A 24074-nucleotide genomic window follows, 5' to 3' on the forward strand; every position below is an offset into this window, starting at 1 on the left:
GGGGCAGGCCCTGCCCCCGCGTTTCTTCCCTTCTAAGTCCGGTTACTTCGGCAGCCAGCCGAAGGTGACGAGCACGCCGGCGGTCAGCACCACCCACGCCAGCGACAGCGGCAGGAACACCTTCCAGCCGAGGCGCATGAGCTGGTCATAGCGGTAGCGCGGCACGGTCGCGCGGACCCAGATGAACGTGAACAGGCAGAAGGCAACTTTCAGGGCCAACCAGACCACGCCGGGGATCCAGTTCAGCGGCGCGATGTCGAACGGCGGCAGCCAGCCGCCGAGGAACAGGATCGAGGTCATGGCGCTGACCAGGAACATGTTCGCGTACTCGCCCAGGAAGAACAGCGCGTACGGAGCCGAGCTGTATTCCACCATGAAGCCGGCGACCAGCTCCGACTCGCCTTCCGGCAGGTCGAAGGGCGCGCGGTTCGTCTCGGCGAGGCCGGAGATGAAGAAGACCACGAACATCGGCAGCATCGGGATGACGAACCATACCGTCTTCTGCGCCATCACGATGTCGGTGAGGTTCAGCGAGCCGACGATCAGCAGCACCGAGATGATGACGAAGCCCATGGAGACTTCGTAGGACACCATCTGCGCCGCCGAGCGCAGGCCGCCGAGGAAGGCGTAGCGCGAGTTCGAGGCCCAGCCCGCGACGATGATGCCGTACACGCCGAGCGACGAGATGGCGAACAGGTACAGGATGCCGACATTGATGTTGGTGAGCGCCATGCCGTAATCGAACGGGATGACCGCCCAGCCCAGCAGCGCCAGGAAAAAGGTCATCATCGGCGCCATGTAGAACAGCGCGCGGTTGGCGCCGGCCGGCAGCACCTGCTCCTTGGCGAACAGCTTGACGCCGTCGGCGAAGGGCTGCAGCAGGCCGAACGGACCGACGAGGTTCGGACCCTGGCGCATCTGCATAGCGCCCAGAACCTTGCGTTCGGCCAGCGTCATGAAGGCGACGCCCACCAGCAGCGGAACGACGATCGCCAGGATCTTCAGCACGATGATGATCAGCGGCAGCAGGAAGCCGCTCCAAATCTCAGCCATGGGTGCCGGTCCTCTCCTGGGCGCTTTCCGCGGCGGTGGTCAGGAACGTCTCGGTGCAGCGCGCCATGGTCTCCGAGGCGCGGCTGATCGGATCGGTCATGTAGAAGTTCGCGATCGGGCTGACGAACGGCGCCGGGTCGATCGCGCCGGCGGTGCCGAACGCGGTCCACTCGGCCGGCGTCAGGCCGCCGATGTTACCGAACACCGGATTCACGTCCACCAGGCGGCGGCGCAGCTGGGTCAGGCTGTCGTACGGCAGCGTGGCGCCCAGGTGCTCCGACAGCGCGCGGATAATCTTCCAGTCTTCGCGAGCCTCGCCCGGCGGGAAGGTCGCCAGACGGGCGAGCTGCGGACGGCCCTCGGTGTTGACGTAGGTGGCGTTCTTCTCGGTGTAGGCGGCGCCCGGCAGGATCACGTCGGCGCGGCTGGCGCCGGCGTCGCCGTGGTGGCCCTGGTAGACGACGAAGGCCTTGCCGAGCTTGGCCATGTCGATCTCGTCGGCGCCCAACAGGTACACCAGCGAGACCTCGCCCTTCTGCGCGCCCTCCAGGATGCCGGCGACGTCGCGGCCGCCCGCACCCGGCAGGAAGCCGATGTCGAGCCCGCCGACGCGCGAGGCGGCGGTGTGCAGCACGTTGAAGCCGTTCCAGTCCGGCTGGACCACGTTGCAGGTCTCGGCCAGCTGGCGGGCCGCGGCGTGGACCGCCGGGCCGTCGGCGCGCAGGAACGCGCCCTGGCCCAGGATGATCATCGGCCGCTTGGCGCCCTTCAGCGCCTCGGCGAAGTCGCCGTTGCCGGCGATCAGCTCCTGCAGGGCCTGCGGGCCGTTGCCGAGGTGGGTCGCCGGGTAGGTCAGCTCGACCTGCGGGCCGATGACGCCGACCTTCAGGCCGCCCATCAGGTACCGCTTGCGGATGCGGGCGTTGACGATGGCGCCTTCCCAGCGCGGGTTGGTGCCGACCAGCAGGATGACGTCGGCCTTCTCGATCCCGGCGATGCCGGAATTGAAGATGTAGCCGGCGCGCGACGAGGTGTCGTAGCGGGCGCCGTCCTGGCGGCAGTCGATGTTGGCCGATCCCAGGGCCGCCATCAGCTCCTTGAGCGCCAGCATGGACTCGGTGTCAGCGAGGTCGCCGGCGATGGCGGCCAGCGCGTTGCCGGACTTGCCCTTCACCTGTTCGGCGACGGCGGCGAACGCTTCGGCCCAGGTGGCGGGCTGCAGCTTGCCGTTCCGGCGGACGTACGGGCGGTCCAGACGCTGGCGCTTCAGGCCGTCATAGGCGAAGCGGGTCTTGTCGCTGATCCACTCCTCGTTGACGTCCTCGTTGGTGCGGGGGATGACGCGCATCACCTCCGGACCGCGGGTGTCGACGCGGATGTTGGAGCCGACGGCGTCCATCACGTCCACCGTCTCGGTCTTGCGCAGCTCCCAGGGACGCGTGGTGAACGCGTAGGGCTTGGAGGTCAGCGCGCCCACCGGGCAGACGTCCGCGAGATTGCCGGAGAGCTCCGAGGCGATCGCCTTCTCGACGAAGGTGGTGATCTCCATGTGCTCGCCGCGGTTGACCGCGCCGATGTCGGCGACGCCGCAGATCTCGTTCACGAAGCGGATGCAGCGGGTGCAGTGGATGCAGCGGGTCATGATCGTCTTGATCAGCGGACCCATGTACTTGTCCTTCACCGCCCGCTTGTTCTCGCCGTAGCGCGAGCGGTCGTAGCCGTAGGCGACGGCCTGGTCCTGCAGGTCGCACTCGCCGCCCTGATCGCAGATCGGGCAGTCGAGCGGATGGTTGATCAGCAGGAACTCCATCACGCCCTTGCGGGCCTTGTGCACGGTTTCGGTGTCGGTCTTGATCACCATGCCGTCGGCACAGGGCATGGCGCAGGAGGCCACCGGCTTCGGCGCCTTCTCCATCTCCACCAGGCACATGCGGCAGTTGGCCGGCACGCTCAGGCGCTCGTGGTAGCAGAAACGCGGGATTTCGATACCGAGCTGCTCGCAAGCCTGCAGCACGGAGGTGCCCGGCTCGACTTCGATCTCGATCCCGTCGATGGTCAGTTTCGGCATGGACCCTCGGGCTCCCTTACTCGGCGGCGGCGCGGACGGAGGCGGCGTTGCGGTAGGCGGCGATGCGGGCCTCCATCTCCGGCCGGAAATGCCGGATCAGGCCCTGCACCGGCCACGCCGCGGCGTCGCCGAGCGCGCAGATGGTGTGACCTTCGATCTGCTTGGTCACCTCGAAGAGCATGTCGATCTCCTCGACGGCGGCGTTGCCTTTGACCATGCGGTCCATCATGCGCATCAGCCAGCCGGTGCCCTCGCGGCACGGCGTGCACTGGCCGCAGCTCTCGTGCGCGTAGAACTTCGACAGGCGCGCGATGGCCTTCACGATGTCGGTGGACTTGTCCATGACGATGACCGCCGCGGTGCCGAGGCCCGAGCGGACCTCGCGCAGGCTGTCGAAGTCCATCAGCACCGTGTCGCAGATCGAGCGCGGCAGCGCCGGCACCGACGAACCGCCGGGGATGACCGCCAGCAGGTTGTCCCAGCCGCCGCGCACGCCGCCGGCGTGCTTCTCGATGAGCTCCTTCAGCGGGATGCCCATCTCCTCCTCCACGTTGCACGGCTTGTTCACGTGACCGGAGATGCAGAACAGCTTGGTGCCGGTGTTCTTCGGACGGCCGAGGCCGCCGAACCAGCCGGCGCCGCGGCGCAGGATGGTGGGCACCACCGCGATGGATTCGACGTTGTTCACCGTCGTCGGGCAGGAGTACAGGCCGGCCTGCGCCGGGAACGGCGGCTTGTTGCGCGGCTGGCCCTTCTTGCCCTCGATGGACTCGATGAGCGCCGTCTCCTCGCCGCAGATGTACGCACCCATGCCGCGGTGGATGAAGACGTCGAAGTTGTAGCCGGTGCCGCAGGCGTTCTTGCCGATCAGGCCCGACACGTAGGCCTCGTCGATGGCGACCTGGGTGGCCGAGCCCTCGTTGTAGAACTCGCCGCGGATGTAGATGTAGGCGGCGCTGGCGCCGATGGCGAAACCGGCGATCAGGCAGCCCTCGATCAGCTTGTGCGGATCGTGGCGCAGGATGTCGCGGTCCTTGCAGGTGCCCGGCTCGCCCTCGTCGGCGTTGATGACCAGGTAGACCGGCTTGTCGGTGACGTTCTTCGGCATGAAGGACCACTTCATGCCGGTCGAGAAGCCGGCGCCGCCGCGCCCGCGCAGGCCGGATTCCTTGACCTGCTCGATGATCCAGTCCTTGCCCTTCTCCAGGATGGCCTTGGTGCCGTCCCAGTCGCCGCGCTTCTGGGCCGCGGCGAGGCGGAAGTCCTGGAAGCCGTAGAGGTTCGTGAAGATGCGGTCTTCGTCGCGAAGCATGCCCCGGGCCCCCTTAGTCGTCGCCCTGCGCGGGCTCGCCCGCGTAGGCATGCAGCGTGGTGAGGCCGCCCACCGGCTCGGACGAGCGGCGGCCGATCTGCGAGCCCGCCTTCGGCGTCTCGCCGCGCGACAGCGCGTCGATGATCTTCTCCATGTGCTCCGGCCCGACGTCCTCGTAGAAGTCGTCGCCGATCTGCACGATGGGAGCGTTGACGCAGGCGCCCAGGCACTCGACCTCGCGCAGCGTGAAGCGGCCGTCGTCGGTGGTCTCGCCGAGCGCGATGCCCATCTTGGTCTCGCAGGCCTTGACGATGTCGTCCGAGCCGCGCAGCCAGCACGGCGTCGTCGTGCACACCTGCACCACGTGCTTACCGACGGGGTTCAGGTTGTACATCGTGTAGAAGGTGGCGACCTCGTACACCCGGATGCGCGGCATCTTCAGCATGTCGGCCACGTAGTCCATGGCGACGCGCGGCAGCCAGCCGGCGTTCTGGCGCTGCGCCAGATCGAGCAGCGGCATCACCGCGCTGGCCTGACGGCCCTCGGGGTACTTGGCGATGATCCTCTGCGCCCGGTCCATGTACTCGGGCGTGAAGACGAAGGACGCCGGCTCGGCGGCGTGGGAGCGGACGGGCGCGCTCATCGGTCGATCTCTCCGAACACGATGTCCATGGAGGCGATGTTGGCCACCGCGTCGGCCAGCATGTGGCCCTTGGACATGAAGTCGAGGCCCTGCAGGTGCGCGAAGCCGGGCGCCTTGATGTGGCACTTGTAGGGCTTGTTGGTGCCGTCCGACACGAGGTAGACGGCGAACTCGCCCTTGGGCGCCTCGATGGCGGTGTAGGTCTCGCCGGCCGGGACGTGGAAGCCCTCGGTGAACAGCTTGAAGTGGTGGATCAGCGACTCCATGGAGCGCTTCATCTCGCCGCGCGGCGGCGGCGCCACCTTGCGGTCCTGGTGGCGCACCGGGCCGTCCGGCATCTCCTTGATGCACTGGCGGATGATGCGCAGCGACTGGCGCATCTCCTCCATGCGGATGAGGTAGCGTGCCCAGCAGTCGCCGGTCAGGCCGACCGGCACGTCGAAGTCCATGCGGTCGTAGACCTCGTAGGGCTGCGACTTGCGCAGGTCCCAGGCCACGCCGGAACCGCGCAGCATCGGGCCGGTGAAGCCCCAGTCGAGCGCCTGCTCCTTGCTGACGATGCCGATGTCGACGGTGCGCTGCTTGAAGATCCGGTTCTCGGTCAGCAGCGTGTCGATGTCGTCGATGAACTTCGGGAAGCGCTCGGTGAACGCCCAGATGTCGTCGGCCAGCCCGGCCGGCATGTCCCAGGCGACGCCGCCGACGCGGAAGTAGTTGGCATGGAGCCGCGCGCCGGAGACGCGCTCGTAGAACTCCATGAGGATTTCGCGTTCCTCGAAGGCCCACAGCGCCGGCGTGATGGCGCCGACGTCGAGCGCGCCGGTCGTGATCGACAGCAGGTGGTTGAGGATGCGGGTGATCTCGGAGAACAGCACGCGGATGTACTGGGCGCGCTCCGGCGGCTTGATGCCGAGCAGCTTCTCGATGCCCAGGACGTAGGCGTGCTCCATGCACATCGGCGACACGTAGTCGAGCCGGTCGAAGTACGGCGTCGCCTGGATGTAGGTCTTGTACTCGATCAGCTTCTCGGTGCCGCGGTGCAGCAGGCCGATGTGCGGATCGCAGCGCTCGACCACCTCGCCGTTCAGCTCCATCACCAGGCGCAGCACGCCGTGGGCCGCCGGGTGCTGCGGCCCGAAGTTCATGGTGTAGGGCTTGATCTGGACCTTGCCCGACTGATTGTCGGTCGGGCTGGCCATCGTCTTGATGTCGGAGGTGACGATGCTCACGGCTTGCTCCCTGCTTCAGGGGCCTGAGCCTTCTCGTCGCCGGGCAGCATGACGTTGGTCATGCCTTCCCAGGGGCTCAGGAAGTCGAAGGTGCGGAAATCCTGCGTCAGGCGCACGGGCTCGTAGACGACGCGCTTCTGGTCCTCGTCGTAGCGGCACTCGACGTAGCCGGTCAGCGGGAAGTCCTTGCGCAGCGGGTGCCCCTCGAACCCGTAGTCGGTGAGGATGCGGCGCAGGTCGGGGTGGCCGTCGAAGAACACCCCGTACATGTCCCAGGTCTCGCGCTCCATCCAGTTGGCGGCGTTGAACACCGGCACGATGGAGGGCACCGGCGTGTCTTCGTCGGTGCAGAGCTTCACGCGAACGCGCTGGTTGTGCTTGATGCTCAGCAGATTGTAGACGACCTCGAAGCGCTCGGCGCGCTCCGGGTAATCCACGGCGGTGACGTCCACCAGCAACTGGAACTGGCTGCGCGGGTCGTCGCGCAACGTCGTCAGCACGGGCACGATCTGCTCGCGCTGCACCGTCACCATCAGCTCGCCGAGCTTCAGCTCGACCTTGAGGACCGCCTGCCCCAGCGTGGAGGCGATGTGATCCCCGAGTTCTTTCAGCGCTTGTTCGGACATGGGCTTGTCGCCTGCTTTTTATCGCGCGATGCGGTTGCTGCGCCGGATCTTCTTCTGGAGCTGCAGGATGCCGTACACCAGGGCCTCGGCCGTCGGCGGGCATCCGGGGACGTAGATGTCGACCGGCACGATCCGGTCACACCCGCGCACCACCGAGTAGCTGTAGTGATAGTAGCCGCCGCCGTTGGCGCACGAGCCCATCGAGATCACCCAGCGCGGCTCCGGCATCTGGTCGTAGACCTTGCGCAGAGCGGGGGCCATCTTGTTGGTCAGCGTGCCGGCCACGATCATGCAGTCGGACTGGCGCGGGCTGGGGCGCGGGATGACGCCGAAGCGGTCCAGGTCGTACCGGCTCATGTAGGCGTGGATCATCTCCACCGCGCAGCAGGCCAGACCGAAGGTCATCGGCCACAGCGAGCCGGTGCGGGCCCAGTTCAGCACATCCTCGTACTTGGCGAGGATGAACCCCTTCTCCTGGATCTCCTCGGAGACCGCGCGGAGGTAGGCGTCCTGTTCCGGTCCGGGCGGAATCGGCGCCAGCTTGGCAGCCTCTACTCCCATTCCAGAGCTCCTTTCTTCCACTCGTAGACGAAGCCGATGGTCAGGATGCCGAGGAAGATCATCATCGACCAGAAACCGAACAGCCCGATGTCGCCCAGGGCGACCGCCCACGGGAACAGGAAGGCGACCTCGAGGTCGAAGATGATGAACAGGATCGAGACCAGATAGAACCGCACGTCGAACTTGGTGCGGGCGTCCTCGAACGGCTCGAAGCCGCATTCGTAGGGGGAGACCTTCTCGGGGTCCGGATTGTTCGGACTGATCACGTACGACGCGATGACCATGACGGCCGACAGCGCGATCGCGATGAACAGGAACACCAGGATCGGAAGGTATTCGTAGATCAGCGGGTTGGCCACCGCATGTCCTCCCAAAAACCCACGCCCCGCAGCCCCGTGCGGCCCCCGGCTGAGGGGCCGACGTGCCACGCGGAGGTGGTATAAGACTGGATTAGCCCGTCAGACGCGGCGCAATATAGGCCGGTTGTCCGTACAGGGAAAGCGCTTTTATACGTCTTTCGGAAGGCGGAAAACGCCCGCTCCACGCGGTCTTACCACGTAGAAGGCGAGGCGTTTTAAAGTGTTTTTAAAATGAGGGAAAGTGGCGCGAGTGACGGGACTTGAACCCGCGGCCTCCGGCGTGACAGGCCGGCGCTCTAACCAACTGAGCTACACCCGCGCAAGACCACCTTTGACTGTGCCGTTCTGCGTTGCCGTTCAAGGGCTTCGTTCGCGGCGCCGTCCGTATGGCGTGGGCCGGTTTCTATCCGCCCCGTGCCGCCCTGTCAATCACCAAAACGAAAAAAAGTCAGGCCACCGTTTCCCGCCCGCCCAGCTTGGCATGCCGCAGCCGGTCGAGCCGGTCGAAGGCCGCCAGGAACGGTTCCGGCATGGGCCGGTGCTCCACCGCGTCCTTGCCGCCGAAGCGCGTCAGCGCGGTTTCCAGCGCCTTGCCGAGCAGTTCGCAGACGTCGAGGTCCTGCTGGTCGAGGGCGAGTTCGAGTGCGTGCAGGATGCGGTCGCCCAGCCGCCGTTCGTCACCGGTAAACCCAGCGCCCATTGCGCGTTCCTCCGCCGTGCTTCGGTCTTTCGAAAACTGTAACACACAAGCGCGGGTGGACTCTCGACAACGCGGAGTCGCAGGGGTGCGGCGAACCGCGCGTCTTTGGAAGGGTTCCAGACGAATCGCCGGCAGGAATACCGACGGGAAGGAATGGTGGGCGATGAGGGGATCGAACCCCCGACCCTCTCCGTGTAAAGGAGACGCTCTACCGCTGAGCTAATCGCCCATCCCAGAAAAAGCACGTCCTGAAAAGACGAAACCGGCCGCGCCCGTCGAAGGCGCCGGCCGGTCCCGTATATGGCCCGGAAGCCTGGAGCAGCGCAAGCCGCTTAGTTCAGGGCATCCTTGAGGTTCTTGCCCGGCTTGAACTTCGGCTGCTTGGACGCCGGGATCGAGATCTTCTCGCCCGTGCGCGGGTTGCGGCCCTCGGAGGCGGCACGCTCGGCGATGGCGAACGTACCAAAGCCCACGAGACGCACCTCGTCGCCGTTCTTCATCGCGCCGGCGATGCCCTCGAAGACCGCGTCCACGGCCTTGGTCGCATCATTTTTAGACAAACCAGCCGCTTCGGCGACCTGCGCCACGAGATCATTCTTGTTCACTTATTCCCCCTTCCTGAATCTGCAAAGACTTTAAGGTCAAAGCCGCCCCACGACTTTGCGGGCCGAAGTGTAAACACAGCAACGGCCGCCCGTCAATTGCTGACGGGCGGCCGCAGCCGCAAAAAGCGCCGATTCGCAACGGTTTCGACCGTTTTGACGCAGCTCCGACAGGGTTAATGCCGGAGCACTTCACCCGCTTCGCCGTCGCGCGGCTTGGCGGCCGCCTCGACGGGTTCCACCGGCTCGGACCACTCGATGGGCTCGAGCGGGCGGACCAGGGCGTTGCGCAGCACGTCATCCACCGAGTTGACCGGAATGATCTGCAGACCCCGCTTCACATTGTCGGGGATGTCCGCCAGATCCTTCTCGTTGTCCTTGGGGATCAGCACCGTCTTCAGGCCACCGCGCAGGGCGGCCAGCAGCTTCTCCTTCAGACCGCCGATCGGCAGCACCCGGCCGCGCAGCGTGATCTCGCCGGTCATCGCGACGTCCTTGCGGACGGCGATTCCGGTCAGCACGGAGACGATCGAGGTGATCATCGCCACGCCGGCCGACGGGCCGTCCTTGGGAGTGGCACCCTCCGGAACGTGGACGTGGATGTCCTTCTTCTCGAAGAGCGTCGGCTTGATGCCGAAGGCGACGGCGCGGGACTTCACGTAGGACTCGGCCGCCTGGACCGATTCCTTCATGACGTCGCCCAGCTTGCCGGTGGTGGTCACGCGGCCCTTGCCGGGCAGCGACACCGCCTCGATGGACAGCAGCTCGCCGCCCACCTCGGTCCAGGCCAGCCCAGTGGTGACGCCGACCAGATCCTCCAGTTCGGCCTCGCCGAAGTGGAAGCGGCGCACGCCGGCGTACTTGTCGAGGTTCCGGCGGGTGATGGACACCTTCTCGGTGCCCTTCATCAGGATCTCCTTCACCACCTTGCGGGCCAGGCCGGCGATCTCGCGCTCCAGGTTGCGCACGCCGGCTTCCCGCGTGTAGTAGCGGATCAGGTCCTTCAGCGCGTCGTCGGAGATGGCGAACTCGCCCTTCTTCAGGCCCGACGCCTTGACCTGCTTGTCCAGCAGGTGGCGCTTGGCGATCTCGACCTTCTCATCCTCGGTGTAGCCGGCGACGCGGATCACCTCCATGCGGTCCAGCAGCGGCTGCGGCAGGCGCAGCGTGTTGGCCGTGCAGACGAACATCACGTCGGACAGGTCGTAATCGACCTCCAGGTAATGGTCGTTGAAGGAGCTGTTCTGCTCCGGATCCAGCACCTCCAGCAGCGCCGAGGACGGGTCGCCGCGCCAGTCGGCGCCGAGCTTGTCGATCTCGTCGAGCAGGAACAGCGGGTTCGACGACTTGGCCTTCTTCATGCCCTGGATGACCTTGCCGGGCATGGAGCCGATGTAGGTGCGCCGGTGGCCGCGGACCTCGGCCTCGTCGCGCACGCCGCCGAGCGACATGCGCACGAAGTTGCGGCCCGTGGAGCGCGCGATCGACTTGCCCAGCGAGGTCTTGCCGACGCCCGGCGGCCCGACCAGGCAGAGGATCGGCCCCTTCACCTTGTTCATGCGGTTCTGCACGGCAAGGTATTCCAGGATGCGTTCCTTGACCTTCTCCAGACCGTAGTGGTCGGCGTCGAGGATCTTCTGCGCCAGCTTGATGTCCTTCTTCACCTTGGTGCGCTTCTTCCAGGGAATGGAGAGCATCCAGTCCAGGTAGTTGCGGACCACGGTGGCCTCGGCGGACATCGGGCTCATGGAGCGGAGCTTCTTCAGCTCGGCGAGCGCCTTGTCGCGGGCCTCCTTGGTGAGGCGGGTCTTGTTGATCTTCTCTTCCAGCTCGGCCGCCTCGTCGCGGCCGTCCTCCGACTCGCCCAGCTCCTTCTGGATCGCCTTGAGCTGTTCGTTCAGGTAGTACTCGCGCTGGGTCTTCTCCATCTGCCGCTTGACGCGGTTGCGGATGCGCTTCTCCACCTGCAGCACGCCGATCTCGCCCTCCATGAAGGCGTAGACCCGCTCCAGGCGCTCGGAGACGGTGGCCGTCTCCAGCAGCTGCTGCTTCTCGGGGATCTTCAGGGCGAGGTGCGAGGCGACGGTGTCGGCCAGCTTGCCGGAGTCCTCGATCTGGTTGATCGAGACCAGCACCTCGGGCGGGATCTTCTTGTTGAGCTTGATGTACTGCTCAAACTGCGAGACCACGGCGCGCGACAGCGCCTCCAGCTCCTGCTGCTCGCCGACCTTTTCCTCGGTCAGGTCGGCGTAGGCCTGGAAGAAGTCCTCGTTCTCGGCGAACTTGGTGATCGCGGCGCGCTGGCCGCCTTCGACCAGAACCTTGACCGTCCCGTCGGGCAGCTTCAGCAGCTGCAGCACGGTGCCCACAGTGCCGACACCGTAGATGTCGGCTGGGGTCGGATCGTCCTGCGCCGCGTTCTTCTGGGTGACGAGCAGGATCTGCTTGTCGTCCTTCATCACGTCCTCGAGCGCGCGCACGGACTTCTCGCGGCCCACGAACAGCGGCACGATCATGTGGGGGAACACCACGATGTCGCGCAGCGGCAGGACCGGATAGAGGGCACCACGGGGAATTTCGAACATGGAACAGGGCCTCTCGGTGGGGACGCCGCCAGCCCGGGATGGGCCTGGGACATTGGCCCGCCTCGGGATGAGCGCAGGGCCTTGGTTACGGCACCCGACTAACGTGGCACACGCCTCGGGCCCCTTCAAGGGCAGACGGCCGGGATTCCCTTTTGCGGCGCAGCGAACACGCCGTCCTCTCCCTCCAGCGGGGCCGGGGGAGAGGCCAAAACGAAAAGGGCGCCCGGAGGCGCCCCTTTCCTCGACTCAGTTCGCTTCGAGCGTCAGGCGCCCGGCGCCTCGCTGCGGCGGTCGGAGTGGACGTAGAGCGGCTTGGCGCGGCCCTCCACCACTTCGCCGTTGACGACGATGCTCTCGACACCGGAGAGGCCCGGCAGGTCGAACATCGGGTCGAGCAGGATGGCCTCCATGATCGAGCGCAGGCCGCGCGCGCCCGTCTTGCGGGCGATCGCCTTGCCGGCGATGTTGCGCAGCGCGTCGTCGGAGAACTCCAGGTGGACGTCCTCCATCTCGAACAGGCGCTGGTACTGCTTGACGAGGGCGTTCTTCGGCTTGGTGAGGATCTCCACCAGCGCCGCCTCGTCCAGGTCGGACAGGGTGGCGACCACCGGCAGGCGGCCGACGAACTCGGGGATCAGGCCGAACTTCAGCAGGTCCTCCGGCTCGACTCCGTGCAGGATGTCGCCGGTCGAGCGCTCCTCGGGGCTGCGCACGTCGGCGCCGAAGCCGATGCTGGTCCCCTTGCCGCGCTGGGCGATGATCTTCTCCAGGCCGGCGAAGGCGCCGCCGCAGATGAAGAGGATGTTGGTGGTGTCGACCTGCAGGAACTCCTGCTGCGGGTGCTTGCGCCCGCCCTGCGGCGGCACGGAGGCGACGGTACCCTCCATGATCTTCAGCAGGGCCTGCTGCACGCCCTCGCCCGACACGTCGCGGGTGATCGACGGATTGTCGGACTTGCGGGAGATCTTGTCGACCTCGTCGATGTAGACGATGCCGCGCTGCGCCCGCTCGACGTTGTAGTCGGCGGCCTGCAGCAGCTTGAGGATGATGTTCTCGACGTCCTCGCCGACGTAGCCCGCTTCGGTCAGCGTGGTGGCGTCGGCCATGGTGAACGGCACGTCGATGATGCGGGCCAGCGTCTGGGCCAGCAGCGTCTTGCCGCAGCCGGTCGGGCCGATCAGCAGGATGTTCGACTTCGCCAGTTCGACGTCGTTGTGCTTGGTGCCGTGCGACAGGCGCTTGTAGTGGTTGTGCACCGCGACCGACAGCACGCGCTTGGCGTGGTCCTGCCCGATCACGTAGTCGTCAAGCACGGCGTGGATGTCGCGCGGCGTCGGCACCCCATCGCGGGACTTCACGAGGGTCGTCTTGTTCTCCTCGCGAATGATGTCCATGCACAGTTCGACGCATTCATCGCAGATGAACACCGTCGGACCGGCGATCAGCTTGCGGACCTCGTGCTGGCTCTTGCCGCAGAACGAGCAGTAGAGCGTATTCTTCGAATCGCCGCTGCTGGACTTGGTCATCTGTACTCCGTCATGCTCTCGGAGGATCCCGGTACGCGCATCCCCCGACGCCGGTCCTTTTCCTGAGTCTGTCACGAAACCGGCTCGTGACAAGGCTACCGTATCGCGCCGGCCACCCGTCGTCCAGTCAACAACAGGCGAACCGGCGCGATCAACACATTGTTGCGGCGGTCAGCGGTTTTCCTCGCCGCCGGGGCGCTTCTCGACCACCTCGTCGATGAGGCCGAAGGCCTTGGCCTCCTCGGGCGACATGAACTTGTCGCGCTCCATGTTCTGCTCGATCACGTCCAGCGGCTGGCCGGTGTGCTTGACGTAGATCTCGTTCAGGCGCGAGCGCAGCTTCAGGATCTCCTGCGCCTGGATCTCGATGTCCGAGGCCTGGCCCTGGGCGCCGCCCGAGGGCTGGTGGATCATGATGCGGCTGTTGGGCAGCGAGAAGCGCTTGCCCGGCGCGCCGGCGGCGAGCAGCAGCGAGCCCATGGACGCCGCCTGCCCCATGCACACCGTGGACACCTGCGGGCGGATGTACTGCATGGTGTCGTAAATGGCGAGACCCGCCGACACATAGCCGCCCGGAGAGTTGATGTAGAGCGCGATGTCCTTGTTCGGGTTCTCCGACTCCAGGAACAGCAGCTGCGAGCAGATCAGGCTGGCAACAGCGTCGTTGACCCCGCCGATCAGGAAGATGATTCGCTCCTTCAGCAGGCGCGAATAAATGTCATAGGCGCGCTCACCCCGGTTGGTCTGCTCGATGACCATCGGGACCAGAGCGTTCATCTTAGGCTCGAAGTCGTACATTGTTGTTACCCTAGCCCCCTGAGCCTCGTGGCGTTCACCCCTATATAGGGGAAGAAAAGGGCGGCCGAAAGGCCGCCCTGTCACGAAACATTCCTCAGGCCGCCTTCGCCGCGTCCTCGTCCGGGTCGCGCAGCAGCTCCTCCACCGGAACCGTGCGCTCGCTGACCTTGGCGAGCTCGAGGATGTAGTCCACGACCTTGTCCTCGAAGATCGGCGCCCGCAGGTTCTCCATGGCGCCCGGGTTCTGCTTGAAGAACTCGAACACCTGGCGCTCCTGGCCGGGGAAGCGGCGCGCCTCGCTGATGAGGGCGCGGTTGACCTCGTCCTGGGTGACCTGGATGTTGTTGCGGCGGCCGACCTCGGACAGCAGCAGGCCCAGGCGCACGCGGCGCTCGGCGATGGAGCGGTACTCGGCCTTCAGCTCGTCCTCGGACTTGCCCGCGTCCTCGCCGGCGTTGCCGGCCTTGATCTCGCGCTGCAGCTGTTCCCAGATCGCGTCGAACTCGATGTCGACCATGCCGGCCGGCACCTCGAAGCTGTGCGCCTCGGCCAGCTTGTCGAGCAGCTGGCGCTTCACCTTCACGCGGGCGGCGTCGGCGTAGTCGCGCTTCAGCTTGTCGCGGATGGCGTCCTTCAGCTTCTCCAGGCTCTCCATGCCGAAGTCCTTGGCGAGGTCCTCATCGACCTTGCCGGGGACGGTCTGGCGGATCTCCTTGACGTCCACCTCGAAGACGGTGTCCTGGCCCTTCAGCTTCTCGGCCGGGTAGTCCTCCGGGAACTTGACGTTCACGGTGACGTGGCTGCCGGCCTTGGCGCCGACCAGCTGGTCCTCGAAACCCGGGACGAAGGAATTGGAGCCCAGCTCCAGGTTGAAGTCCTTGGCGTCCATGCCCGGCAGGGCCTCGCCGCCGACGGTGCCGGCGAAGTCGATGACGACGGTGTCGCCCTTCTGCGCCGGGCGGTCCTCGGTGACCGGCTCGGTCGAGGAGCGCGACTGGGCCAGACGCTCCAGCGCCTCGTCCACGTCCTTTTCGGCCACCTCGGCGACCAGGCGCTCCAGCTCGATGCCGGAGAGGTCGGCCGGCTCCACGTCGGGCAGCAGCTCGACGGCCATCTTGTACTCGAGGTCGCCGTTCTCCTCGAACTTCTCGATGTCGATCTTCGGCTGGAGCGCCGGGCGCAGGCCGCGCTCGCTCAGCGCCTGGCGCGAGCTGTCGGACACGGCGTCCTCGAGGACCTCGTGCATCACGCTGCCGCCGTAGCGCTGCTTGATCACGGCAACCGGCACCTTGCCCGGGCGGAAGCCGGGAAGCTGCACGGTCTTCCGCAGCTCTTCGAGCTTGCCGTCCACCTTGGTGGCGATGTCCTGGGCGGAGATGACGACCTTGAATTCGCGCTTGAGGCCGTCGGCGCTGGTTTCGGTAATCTGCATCGGAGCGAATGCCTGTCTCGTTGTGCGGTTCCGGCGGCGCCCCGGATCGGGCGGCCCGGACCCGCGTCTCGGAAGATCGGGTTCAGGAGTTTGCCGTGGTGCGGGCGAAGGGACTCGAACCCCCACGACCGAAGTCACCGGAACCTAAATCCGGCGCGTCTACCAGTTCCGCCACGCCCGCAACGGCAATGGCGGCCGCGGCCAGGGGTTGCCCCCTCGCCCCGTCCGCCGGGCTGGACCGGTCTATAGCACAACGGGTACCGAGCAAACACACAAAATGGTCTTAGCCGGCGCCGGCGCAGCGATGCCGGAGGTTGACGGCCGCGCGCATGACGTTAACGTAAACCACATCCCCCATTGGAGCTTGCCATGCCCCCGGTGTTCACCCAGACCTTCACGGTTCCCCCCGACGCCATCGACGAGCTGCGGCACGTCAACAACCTCAAGTACTTGGCCTGGATGCAGGACGCGGCGATCGCCCATTCGGCGGCGCAGGGCTGGCCGCTGGAGCGCTACCTGCGGGACGGGGCCGGATTCGTCGTGCGCTCGCACGCCATCGAGTACCGCCGCCCCGCCTTCCTCGGCGAGGAGATCGCGCTGCTCACCTGGGTCTCCGGATTCGGCCAGCGCAGCTCCCCGCGCAAGTACCTGTTCCGCCGCACCGGCGACAACCGCATCCTCGCCACCGCCGAGACCGGCTGGGTGTTCGTCGACTTCCGCACCGGGCAGCCGCTGGACATCCCCGACGACCTGCGCGCCGCCTTCGAGGTGGTCCCGCCCGCGGAGGAGGAGGCGCTGCTGGCGGCGTAGCCCCGCGCTCAGCCGCCCTTCAGCAGCCCGCGCATCGCCGATGAGGCGTTGACCTTCCCGTCGCCGCTGTAGGCCTCGTGGTTGGCCTCCACCTCGTTCAGGCGGTAGCGGTAGTTGATCATCATGCCGCAGGACTGCTGCAGCCCCTTGTGCGAGCGGTCGGCCATCCAGTTCAGCCGCTCCATCCGGGCGCCGTTGGACAGGTGGAAGTGCGCCACCGGGTCGCGCGCCCGCGCCGGCCCGCCATTCCTCCCCTCGGCCTTCGCCTCCATCAGGTACTGCGCGCCCAGCCGCATCAGCGGCGCCTTCAGCGCCTTGGCCAGCCCCTCCTCCGCGTACCACGCCTCGCGGGTCAGCGCCGTCTCCAGAACGCCGCGGCCGGGCGTCGCCGTCTCGGCGGGATCCAGCCACTCGGCCAGCTTCTCGCGCTCGCCGGCCGCCAGCAGCGCGTCGCCGCGGCGGGCCAGCTCGACGTCGAGCCAGCGGCGGAAGCCGGGGACCGGCGACAGCGTGGCGAAGGTCTTCAGGTTGGGGAACTCCGACGCCAGCCCGTCGGCGACCCGCTTGATCAGGAAATTGCCGAAGCTGATGCCGGCCAGCCCCTTCTGCGCGTTGGAAATCGAATAGAAGATGGCGCTGTCCGCCGCCTTCGGATCGTACACCGGCGCCGAGGGGTCGAGCAGCGCCTGCACGTTGTCCGACATGCCCTCGACCAGCGCCACCTCGACGAAGATCAGCGGCTCGTCGGGCATGCGCGGGTGGAAGAAGGCGAAGCAGCGGCGGTCCGAATCGAGGCGGTCCTTGAGATCCTGCCAGCCGCGGATCTCGTGCACCGCCTCGTACTTGATCAGCTTCTCCAGCAGCGAGGCCGGGCTGTCCCAGGTGATCCGCCGCATCTCCAGGAAGCCGACGTCGAACCAGCCGCGCAGCAGGTTCTTCAGGTCGTCCTCCAGCGCCTTCAGCTCCGGCACGCCGGCAGCCATTTCCAGCAGCTCGGCGCGCAGGTCGACCAGGAACTTCACCCCCTCGGGCAGCGCGTTGAACTGGGTGAGCAGGGTCAGCCGCGGCGGCTCCAGCGCGCGGCGCAGCGCCCGCTCGGCCCGCCCGCGCGCCGCCGGGTCGGCGGCTGCGTGGAAGGCGTCCACCGCCGCGTCCACCGCGGCGCGGTCCACGTCGAAGTCGCGCGCCAGCACGCCCAGGAAGTTGCGCCGCCCGTTCGGATCCAGCGCCAGGTAGGTGCGGCCCAGCTGCGCCGCACGCGCCCGCGCCGACACCTCGCCGCCGCGCGCCTCCAGGCAGGCCTGCATCTGCGCCTTCAGCCGCTCGGCGTCCTCGCGCGGCAGGTGCGGGCGGGGGGCGGCGCCGACCGCCTCGCGGGCCGAGGCGGCGATGTCGCGCCAGCGGGCGCGCAGGTTCTCCAGCGCGCGGTCGAACAGGCCGGCCGGCTGGGCCGTGCCTGCGGGCTCCATGGTGGTGTCGGTGTCGCTCATGATGACGAGTCTGTAGCGGAACTTGCGCCGAAACAAGCGCCCTGCCCGTCCTAGCTCCTCGGGGCAGCCCCCGGCCGAAGGGCCGAGCACCCCACGCCCCCTATGCCGTCCGGAGGTCAGGGAGACCGGCACCGGGAGTCGAGGTCGGTCGTAGTCCGCATTACAGAATTGTCGCAAAGCCGGCGTTGAGCGACATTACCGGCCAGATCAGCGGCTACCCCGCTTCCGCCGGCCGATACGAACGGGGTAGATGAGATCAAGCTTCCCTCCTACTTTAGAACGGTCCGCGCGTGGGAATACTTTCAGAGGCTAAGCACAGGCCCTATTGCCATCGTTGAGGATTGGATCCGGGCGGCATAATACATCTCAAAATTGCTCCAACAGCCCCACCTGCGGAATGGGGCATGGTGCCAAAGCCGTTCGCGGCCGGAACAACCGAACTCGACTCAGGGAGGTTCGCCATGCCGACTGCCATTCCGTTCAAGAAGTCCCCCGCCGCGCGCCATGGCGTGGTGCAGTCGCTTCTCGACGATCCGATCATGGACCTGCTGCTGGCCCGCGACGGCCTCACCCGCGCCGACGTCCTGCGCGTCCTCGACGACGCCCGCCGCAGCCGGCGCGCCCGCGCCCTTGACGCGGCCGCCTGAGCGCCCGCGCATCGCACACAGGACAGGGTATCCAAGGAGTTCCCCGTGGCCTTGCAGACCGATCCCTCCGCCTTCTCGATCACCGCCCTGCTGGCCGACCAGGTGGCGCTGGTCGCCCGGAACCAGAAGCTGCCGCCGGGCGCGGCCTCGCTTCTGCTGCGCGAGCTGATGGAGGGTCCGCTCGGCCGGCGCCGGCTGCTCCGCATGATCGATGCGGAGTGGCGGGCCGAGGGCAACGCCGTCGAGGCCAGGAAGATCGCCATGGTGCTGGCGGAGACCGCCGCCTGGATCGCCGAGCTGGACAGCCGCGCCGACCCGCTGGCCGTGCTGGAGGGCGACGAGGAGCCCGACGCCGAGGATCTGCTGGAACACGGCGCGCCGGTGCGCCTCGGCGGTCCCCTGCCCTGCGACCGCCGCACGCCCGGCATCGCCTGGCGCCGCGCCCCGGCGCGGCGGCGGGCGCTCCGGTAGGGCGCTCCCCTACCCCGCCTTCAGCCGCCGCAGCACCGCCGGCAGCGCGTCCGGCAGATCCTCGGCGATCAGCCCCGGCCCGATCCGAGCCGCCGCCTCGCCGTGCAGCCACGCCCCGGCGCAGGCGGCGTCGAATCCGTCCATCCCCTGCGCCAGCAGGCCGAGGATCAGCCCGGCCAGCACGTCGCCCGCCCCGGCCGTCGCCAGTTCGGGCGGCGCGTTGGCGTTGATCGCGGCGCGGCCGTCCGGCGCGGCGATCACCGTGTCCGCCCCCTTCAGCAGCAGCACCGCCCCGCAACGCGCCGCCGCGGCGCGGGCGCGCGTGAGCTTGTCGCCGGCCTGGCCGAACAGCCGCGCGAACTCGCCTTCGTGCGGAGTCAGAACGCACCGCCCGCTCAGCCGGTCCAGCAGGTCGCCCGGCGCGCCGGCGAAGGAGGTCAGCGCGTCGGCGTCCAGCACGCAGGCCTTGCCGGCGTCCAGCGCCGCCAGCACCCGGGCGCGGGTGTGCACGCCCACCCCCGCGCCGGGGCCGAGCAGCACCGCGTTCTTCCGCGCGTCGGCGAGCAGCGCCGCGAACGCCGCGTCGTCCGCCACCGGCTCGACGATCAGGCTGGGCGAACCGGCGGCGTAGATCGCGAACGCCTCCGGCGGGCAGGCGACGGTGACCAGCCCGGCCCCGGCGCGCAGCGCCCCGCGCGCCGCCAGCCGCCCGGCCCCGGTCATTCTGCCCCCGCCCATCACCACCGCGTGCCCGCGCGCGTACTTGTGCGAATCGACCCGCGGCCATGGGTACCGCGCCCCCCACAGCGCCGGCCCGTTCTCCCGGCAGCGCGGCGCGATGGCGTCGAGCACCGTCTCCGGAATGCCGATGTCGGCCAGCACCGTCTCACCGCACAGCGTGCGTCCGGGCAGCAGCCAGTGGCCCGGCTTGCACCGGAAGAAGGTGACGGTCAGCGCCGCCGCCGGCGCCGCGCCAAGCACGGCTCCGGTATCGCCGTGCACGCCGCTCGGCACGTCCACCGCCACCACCGTCAGCCCGGCCATGGTCTCGACCACCGCGCGCGCCACGCCCTCCAGCGGCCGCGCCAGCCCGGCGCCGAACAGCGCGTCCACCACCAGCGGCGCGCCGTCGAGCAGTTGCGGCCCCAGCGGCTCGACGGCGCCGGTCCAGCGCTGCGCCGCCTGCGCCGCGTCGCCCTTCAGCGCCGCGCGCTCGCCCAGCAGCCCAAGGCGCACCGGCCAGCCCGCCTCGGCCAGCAGGCGCGCGACCACGAAGCCGTCGCCACCGTTGTTGCCCGGCCCGCAGGCCACCGCCACCGGCCGCGGCGACCAGCGGGCGCGGATCGCGCGCGCGACAGCGGCCCCGGCGTTCTCCATCAGCACCGGCCCGGGCACGCCGCCGGAGATGGCCAGCGCATCGGCCCGCTGCATCTCGGCGACGGTGAGCAGTTCCCCGGCCACGCTCAGCGCTCCCCGCTCACGGCGCGGAACGCCTCGACCTGCTGCACCGCGCCGGTGCGGACGAAGCCGATGTCGCTGCCCGCCACCACCAGCCGCGCGCCGCGCGCGACCAGGTCGGCCATCGGGCGCCCGGCGACCGGAATGGTGCCGTAGATGCGGCCTGAGTCGAGGATGGCCCGCTCGGCGTGGTCGAGCAGCGCCGCCACCTCCGGATCGTCGAACCGCCCGAGCCTGCCGATGCTGCCGGACAGGTCGTAGGGGCCGACAAACAGCGACTCCACACCCGGCACGGCGGCGATCTCCGGAATGGCGTCGACCGCCGCGGCGGTCTCGATCTGGCAGATCACCAGCAGCTCGTCGCCCGCGGTCTCGCGGTAGCGCTCCCCGCGCAAGCCGTAGTCCGAGCCACGCACCATGCCGTAAGCCGCCCCGCGCACGCCGCGCGGCGGGTAGTGGCAGGCGCCCACCGCGGCGCGCGCCTCCTCGGCGGAATTCACGTTGGGGAACATCAGCCCCTCGACGCCCATGTCGAGCGCCCGCTTGACATAGACGGGATCGTTGGCCGGCACGCGCATGATGGTGGTGGCCGGCGTGCCGGACAGTGCCTGCAAAAGCGCCAGCCCGTCGGCCAGCGTGCCCGGCCCGTGCTCGTGGTCGATGACGACGAAATCGTAGCCGGCCAGCCCGACGATCTCCGCGGCCACCGGGCTCGCCATGTCGAGCCAGCAGCCGAGCGCCGGCCGGCCCGCGGCCAGCCGCTTTTTCAAAGCGTTCTCGCGTAACACGCGAAGTCCTCCCTGTCGTCTTGGGACGCCAGGATAGGCACGCTTTACATGTCGAAGGAAGGGGGACTGGGGCGATGGATGGGACTCGAACCCACGACCACTCGGACCACAACCGAGGGCTCTACCAACTGAGCTACCATCGCCGCCGCAGTGGGCGGTGATATGCCCCAATCCCTGGGGGCGGTCAAGCGGAGTTTTAGCGCGCGCAGGCTTTTTTCGCCGGAGGCGGAAATCGGGGGACGCAGGGCTCCCCACAGCCCCGGCTTGCGCATTATGCCCAAATATTGTTCACTTCGCCCGATTTCGCGGCAGCCCTGTGCCGTCCGCTTCGGCACACCCACCCCGACGACCGGTGCCGAAGCCGTTCCCGGCAATTCCGGCGCTCTGGCACGATCCGTGCTAACCAGTGGGCGTCGGCAGAGCCTGGGACGGTGCCTGCCGGCGTTGGCACCTCATACGAGAGACCCATGAAAAAGATCGAAGCCATCATCAAGCCGTTCAAGCTCGACGAGGTGAAGGAAGCGCTTCACGAGGTCGGCATCAAGGGCATCACCGTCACCGAGGCCAAGGGCTTCGGCCGCCAGAAGGGCCACACCGAGCTGTACCGCGGCGCGGAATACGTCGTCGACTTCCTGCCGAAGGTGAAGATCGAGGTGGTGATGGAGGATTCCCTGGTCGAACGCGCGGTCGAGGCGATCCAGCAGGCGGCCCACACCGGCCGGATCGGCGATGGCAAGATCTTCGTCACTCCCGTCGAGGAGGTGATCCGGATCCGCACCGGCGAAAAGGGTGCCGACGCCATTTGAGGCGGCGCCCGCCAACCACTTCGTCCATTCAGCCTGCGTCCCATCCGCACCCCGCAGCGCGACACGGCCCCGGCTCCGGGGCGTTCCGTTGTATCCGCGGGCAAGACGTGACATAACCTCCGCCGCACGCGCCGTCACCAGCGGCCCGACTGAAGAGCCGGAAACGACGCTGCGGGCCCCAAACCTCTATAAGCGTGGAATGACAAACATGTCCGACATCAGCAAGGTCTTCGACCTGATCAAGGAACACGACGTCAAGTACGTGGACCTCCGCTTCACCGATCCGCGCGGCAAGCTGCACCACACGGCCCAGCACGTGTCGACGATCGATGAGGACGTCTTCGAGGACGGCATCATGTTCGACGGGTCGTCGATCGCCGGCTGGAAGGCGATCAACGAGTCGGACATGATCCTGAAGCTGGACCCGACCACGGCCATCATGGATCCGTTCGCCGCCCAGCCGACGCTGAACATCCTGTGCGACGTGTACGAGCCGTCGACCGGCCAGCCCTACGGCCGCTGCCCGCGCTCGATCGCCAAGGCCGCCGAGCGCTACACCGCGTCGGCCGGCATCGGCGACACCGTCTACTTCGGCCCGGAGGCCGAGTTCTTCGTCTTCGACGACGTGAAGTTCACGGTCGAGATGAACAAGGTGTCGTACCAGATCGATTCCGAGGAAGGCCACTACAACGCCGACCGCGCTTATGAAGACGGCAACATGGGCCACCGCCCGGGCATCAAGGGCGGCTACTTCCCGGTCGCCCCGATCGACAGCGGCTCGGACCTGCGCGCCGAGATGCTGAGCGTCCTGGCCGAGATGGGCGTGCCCGTCGAGAAGCACCACCACGAGGTGGCCGCCGCGCAGCACGAGCTGGGCATCAAGTTCGACACGCTGGTCCGCACCGGCGACAACATGCAGTACTACAAGTACGTCGTGCACAACGTCGCGCACGCGTACGGCAAGTCGGCCACCTTCATGCCGAAGCCGGTGTTCGGCGACAACGGCTCGGGCATGCACTGCCACCAGTCGATCTGGAAGGAAGGCCAGCCGCTGTTCGCGGGTTCGGGCTACGCCGACCTGTCGGAGCTGGCGCTGTACTACATCGGCGGCATCATCAAGCACGCCAAGGCGCTGAACGCCTTCACCAACCCGTCGACCAACAGCTACAAGCGTCTGGTCCCGGGCTATGAGGCGCCGGTGCTGCTGGCCTACTCGGCCCGCAACCGTTCGGCCTCCTGCCGCATCCCGTACGTGGCGTCGCCGAAGGGCAAGCGCGTCGAGGTCCGCTTCCCGGATCCGTCGGCCAACCCGTACCTGGCCTTCGCCGCCATGCTGATGGCCGGCCTGGACGGCATCCAGAACAAGATCCACCCCGGCGACGCGATGGACAAGAACCTCTACGACCTGCCGGCCGAGGAACTGGCCAAGGTCCCGACGGTTTGCGGCTCGCTGCGCGAGGCGCTGGACAGCCTGCGCGCCGACGCCGGCTTCCTGATGAAGGGCGACGTGTTCACCAAGGACATGATCGAGTCCTACATCGAGCTGCGCACGGAAGAGATGATGGCCTTCGAGACCATGCCGCACCCGATCGAGTACAAGATGTATTACTCGGTTTGATGCAAACTGTTAATTCTAAAGAGGTACGTTAGACTTTCGACTCCGCGTCAAGGTCTAGAAACCTAAGGAAGACCAACAGCACCGTCATCGGTTGTCTAACGCGGAAACGGGCCGGTTCACCGGCCCGTTTCTCGTTTTAGGCTCCACGCCACCGCGGGCCCATGTGTTGCTATCGGCATCATAAAGGTTGCATTTGCATGACGGCCAACGTGCCCTGCGAGAACGTCGAGAGGCTGGCGTGACGGGAGACGTTGCGGAGGCGCTGGCATAGCAGATGTGCCCCCATACCCTGCCGGTGATCGTGCACGCCATCGACCTCGGAGCCGGTCTCGAGATGCGGATCGCTTACGAGCAGGCGAGCGGCGCTATAGTACCTGCGGATTGTGCAGGCGCGGCGACCGGCTGAGCGGGATGTGAAGTTACTGCGCCGAAGGAAACACTCGGGCTCGCCGAGCTGACGATCTACCGCGCCATGCCACCACTGACAACGCG

22 protein-coding genes and 4 tRNA genes are annotated in these 24074 nt (G+C 67.5%); 5 read left to right on the plus strand and 21 right to left on the minus strand.

What is annotated here, in order from left to right; genetic code table 11:
- Positions 1-42: 42 nt before the first annotated feature.
- The 17 genes from nuoH to ACRWK7_RS24065 all read right to left on the minus strand — a co-directional run bounded on the left by nuoH (position 43) and on the right by ACRWK7_RS24065 (position 15675).
- The gene (gene nuoH, locus ACRWK7_RS23985; RefSeq protein WP_431858840.1) at positions 43-1053 is read right to left on the minus strand and encodes an NADH-quinone oxidoreductase subunit NuoH; all 1011 of its coding nucleotides are present in this window, start codon (positions 1051-1053) and stop codon (positions 43-45) included.
- A complete protein-coding gene (nuoG, locus tag ACRWK7_RS23990; RefSeq protein WP_431858841.1) occupies positions 1046-3121 on the minus strand; it encodes an NADH-quinone oxidoreductase subunit NuoG in 2076 nt (691 codons plus the stop codon). The genes nuoH and nuoG overlap by 8 nt, the downstream gene beginning before the upstream one ends.
- Positions 3122-3137: 16 nt before the next feature.
- Positions 3138-4433 (minus strand): NADH-quinone oxidoreductase subunit NuoF, encoded by a 1296-nt coding sequence (gene nuoF / locus ACRWK7_RS23995; protein WP_431858842.1) that lies wholly within the window; start codon positions 4431-4433, stop codon positions 3138-3140.
- Between the two features lie 13 nt (positions 4434-4446).
- Positions 4447-5076, minus strand: a complete 630-nt coding sequence (gene nuoE, locus ACRWK7_RS24000) for an NADH-quinone oxidoreductase subunit NuoE (RefSeq protein ID WP_431858843.1) — start codon at positions 5074-5076, stop codon at positions 4447-4449.
- On the minus strand, positions 5073-6275 hold the full coding sequence (locus ACRWK7_RS24005) for an NADH-quinone oxidoreductase subunit D (protein WP_431858926.1): 1203 nt from the start codon (positions 6273-6275) through the stop codon (positions 5073-5075). The genes nuoE and ACRWK7_RS24005 overlap by 4 nt, the downstream gene beginning before the upstream one ends.
- 26 nt (positions 6276-6301) lie before the next feature.
- Entirely contained in the window at positions 6302-6931 is a 630-nt protein-coding gene (locus tag ACRWK7_RS24010; protein ID WP_431858844.1) for an NADH-quinone oxidoreductase subunit C, read from the minus strand.
- A gap of 18 nt (positions 6932-6949) precedes the next feature.
- The gene (locus ACRWK7_RS24015; protein ID WP_431858845.1) at positions 6950-7492 is read right to left on the minus strand and encodes a NuoB/complex I 20 kDa subunit family protein; all 543 of its coding nucleotides are present in this window, start codon (positions 7490-7492) and stop codon (positions 6950-6952) included.
- The gene (locus ACRWK7_RS24020) at positions 7483-7851 is read right to left on the minus strand and encodes an NADH-quinone oxidoreductase subunit A (protein ID WP_431858846.1); all 369 of its coding nucleotides are present in this window, start codon (positions 7849-7851) and stop codon (positions 7483-7485) included. The genes ACRWK7_RS24015 and ACRWK7_RS24020 overlap by 10 nt, the downstream gene beginning before the upstream one ends.
- A gap of 242 nt (positions 7852-8093) precedes the next feature.
- Positions 8094-8170, minus strand: a tRNA-Asp gene (locus ACRWK7_RS24025).
- Between the two features lie 129 nt (positions 8171-8299).
- Positions 8300-8551 (minus strand): hypothetical protein, encoded by a 252-nt coding sequence (locus ACRWK7_RS24030; RefSeq protein WP_431858847.1) that lies wholly within the window; start codon positions 8549-8551, stop codon positions 8300-8302.
- 154 nt (positions 8552-8705) lie between these two features.
- A tRNA-Val gene (locus ACRWK7_RS24035) sits at positions 8706-8780 on the minus strand.
- 103 nt (positions 8781-8883) lie between these two features.
- Positions 8884-9156, minus strand: coding sequence for an HU family DNA-binding protein (locus tag ACRWK7_RS24040; protein WP_431858848.1), 273 nt, complete (start codon positions 9154-9156; stop codon positions 8884-8886).
- Between the two features lie 173 nt (positions 9157-9329).
- Positions 9330-11738, minus strand: a complete 2409-nt coding sequence (lon, locus tag ACRWK7_RS24045; RefSeq protein ID WP_431858849.1) for an endopeptidase La — start codon at positions 11736-11738, stop codon at positions 9330-9332.
- Between the two features lie 263 nt (positions 11739-12001).
- A complete protein-coding gene (clpX, locus tag ACRWK7_RS24050) occupies positions 12002-13264 on the minus strand; it encodes an ATP-dependent Clp protease ATP-binding subunit ClpX (protein ID WP_431858850.1) in 1263 nt (420 codons plus the stop codon).
- Between the two features lie 171 nt (positions 13265-13435).
- Positions 13436-14062, minus strand: coding sequence for an ATP-dependent Clp endopeptidase proteolytic subunit ClpP (clpP, locus tag ACRWK7_RS24055; protein WP_431858851.1), 627 nt, complete (start codon positions 14060-14062; stop codon positions 13436-13438).
- Positions 14063-14156: 94 nt separating this feature from the next.
- Complete coding sequence (gene tig, locus ACRWK7_RS24060; protein WP_431858852.1) at positions 14157-15494, minus strand: trigger factor; 1338 nt, start codon at positions 15492-15494, stop codon at positions 14157-14159.
- Positions 15495-15590: 96 nt separating this feature from the next.
- Positions 15591-15675 (minus strand) — tRNA-Leu (locus ACRWK7_RS24065).
- A 188-nt stretch (positions 15676-15863) separates the two neighbouring features.
- Between ACRWK7_RS24065 and ACRWK7_RS24070 the strand changes: the two genes are divergently transcribed.
- On the plus strand, positions 15864-16304 hold the full coding sequence (locus ACRWK7_RS24070) for an acyl-CoA thioesterase (RefSeq protein WP_431858853.1): 441 nt from the start codon (positions 15864-15866) through the stop codon (positions 16302-16304).
- Between the two features lie 8 nt (positions 16305-16312).
- Here the strand turns inward: ACRWK7_RS24070 and ACRWK7_RS24075 are convergent, their stop codons facing one another.
- Entirely contained in the window at positions 16313-17794 is a 1482-nt protein-coding gene (locus ACRWK7_RS24075) for a malonyl-CoA decarboxylase (RefSeq protein ID WP_431858854.1), read from the minus strand.
- A gap of 461 nt (positions 17795-18255) precedes the next feature.
- Here ACRWK7_RS24075 and ACRWK7_RS24080 point away from each other — a divergent pair, with 461 nt between their 5' ends.
- Both ACRWK7_RS24080 and ACRWK7_RS24085 read left to right on the plus strand, forming a co-directional pair.
- Positions 18256-18441, plus strand: coding sequence for a hypothetical protein (locus ACRWK7_RS24080; RefSeq protein ID WP_431858855.1), 186 nt, complete (start codon positions 18256-18258; stop codon positions 18439-18441).
- A gap of 45 nt (positions 18442-18486) precedes the next feature.
- Positions 18487-18912, plus strand: coding sequence for a hypothetical protein (locus ACRWK7_RS24085; protein WP_431858856.1), 426 nt, complete (start codon positions 18487-18489; stop codon positions 18910-18912).
- 9 nt (positions 18913-18921) lie between these two features.
- Here the strand turns inward: ACRWK7_RS24085 and ACRWK7_RS24090 are convergent, their stop codons facing one another.
- The 3 genes from ACRWK7_RS24090 to ACRWK7_RS24100 form a co-directional block, all read right to left on the minus strand.
- Complete coding sequence (locus ACRWK7_RS24090; protein ID WP_431858927.1) at positions 18922-20343, minus strand: NAD(P)H-hydrate dehydratase; 1422 nt, start codon at positions 20341-20343, stop codon at positions 18922-18924.
- A gap of 32 nt (positions 20344-20375) precedes the next feature.
- Positions 20376-21140: an HpcH/HpaI aldolase family protein gene (locus ACRWK7_RS24095; RefSeq protein ID WP_431858857.1), complete on the minus strand. Its 765-nt coding sequence runs from the start codon at positions 21138-21140 to the stop codon at positions 20376-20378.
- 85 nt (positions 21141-21225) lie between these two features.
- Positions 21226-21301 (minus strand) — tRNA-His (locus tag ACRWK7_RS24100).
- Between the two features lie 324 nt (positions 21302-21625).
- Between ACRWK7_RS24100 and ACRWK7_RS24105 the strand changes: the two genes are divergently transcribed.
- Complete coding sequence (locus ACRWK7_RS24105) at positions 21626-21964, plus strand: P-II family nitrogen regulator (RefSeq protein ID WP_109117203.1); 339 nt, start codon at positions 21626-21628, stop codon at positions 21962-21964.
- 208 nt (positions 21965-22172) lie between these two features.
- Positions 22173-23582 carry a type I glutamate--ammonia ligase gene (glnA, locus tag ACRWK7_RS24110; protein ID WP_431858858.1) on the plus strand — a complete coding sequence of 470 codons (1410 nt, stop codon included), beginning with the start codon at positions 22173-22175 and terminating at the stop codon, positions 23580-23582.
- The last annotated feature ends 492 nt before the right edge of the window (positions 23583-24074 follow it).

This window comes from Azospirillum sp., assembly GCF_050789165.1.

What these genes read in the sequence shown, in the direction of transcription:
- nuoH (WP_431858840.1), bottom strand. Translation starts at nt 1,053, where the DNA reads ATGGCTGAGATTTGGAGCGGCTTCCTGCTGCCGCTGATCATCATCGTG.
- nuoG (WP_431858841.1), bottom strand. Translation starts at nt 3,121, where the DNA reads ATGCCGAAACTGACCATCGACGGGATCGAGATCGAAGTCGAGCCGGGC.
- nuoF (WP_431858842.1), bottom strand. Translation starts at nt 4,433, where the DNA reads ATGCTTCGCGACGAAGACCGCATCTTCACGAACCTCTACGGCTTCCAG.
- nuoE (WP_431858843.1), bottom strand. Translation starts at nt 5,076, where the DNA reads ATGAGCGCGCCCGTCCGCTCCCACGCCGCCGAGCCGGCGTCCTTCGTC.
- ACRWK7_RS24005 (WP_431858926.1), bottom strand. Translation starts at nt 6,275, where the DNA reads ATGGCCAGCCCGACCGACAATCAGTCGGGCAAGGTCCAGATCAAGCCC.
- ACRWK7_RS24010 (WP_431858844.1), bottom strand. Translation starts at nt 6,931, where the DNA reads ATGTCCGAACAAGCGCTGAAAGAACTCGGGGATCACATCGCCTCCACG.
- ACRWK7_RS24015 (WP_431858845.1), bottom strand. Translation starts at nt 7,492, where the DNA reads ATGGGAGTAGAGGCTGCCAAGCTGGCGCCGATTCCGCCCGGACCGGAA.
- ACRWK7_RS24030 (WP_431858847.1), bottom strand. Translation starts at nt 8,551, where the DNA reads ATGGGCGCTGGGTTTACCGGTGACGAACGGCGGCTGGGCGACCGCATC.
- lon (WP_431858849.1), bottom strand. Translation starts at nt 11,738, where the DNA reads ATGTTCGAAATTCCCCGTGGTGCCCTCTATCCGGTCCTGCCGCTGCGC.
- clpX (WP_431858850.1), bottom strand. Translation starts at nt 13,264, where the DNA reads ATGACCAAGTCCAGCAGCGGCGATTCGAAGAATACGCTCTACTGCTCG.
- clpP (WP_431858851.1), bottom strand. Translation starts at nt 14,062, where the DNA reads ATGTACGACTTCGAGCCTAAGATGAACGCTCTGGTCCCGATGGTCATC.
- tig (WP_431858852.1), bottom strand. Translation starts at nt 15,494, where the DNA reads ATGCAGATTACCGAAACCAGCGCCGACGGCCTCAAGCGCGAATTCAAG.
- ACRWK7_RS24070 (WP_431858853.1), top strand. Translation starts at nt 15,864, where the DNA reads ATGCCCCCGGTGTTCACCCAGACCTTCACGGTTCCCCCCGACGCCATC.
- ACRWK7_RS24075 (WP_431858854.1), bottom strand. Translation starts at nt 17,794, where the DNA reads ATGAGCGACACCGACACCACCATGGAGCCCGCAGGCACGGCCCAGCCG.
- ACRWK7_RS24080 (WP_431858855.1), top strand. Translation starts at nt 18,256, where the DNA reads ATGCCGACTGCCATTCCGTTCAAGAAGTCCCCCGCCGCGCGCCATGGC.
- ACRWK7_RS24090 (WP_431858927.1), bottom strand. Translation starts at nt 20,343, where the DNA reads ATGCAGCGGGCCGATGCGCTGGCCATCTCCGGCGGCGTGCCCGGGCCG.
- ACRWK7_RS24105 (WP_109117203.1), top strand. Translation starts at nt 21,626, where the DNA reads ATGAAAAAGATCGAAGCCATCATCAAGCCGTTCAAGCTCGACGAGGTG.
- glnA (WP_431858858.1), top strand. Translation starts at nt 22,173, where the DNA reads ATGTCCGACATCAGCAAGGTCTTCGACCTGATCAAGGAACACGACGTC.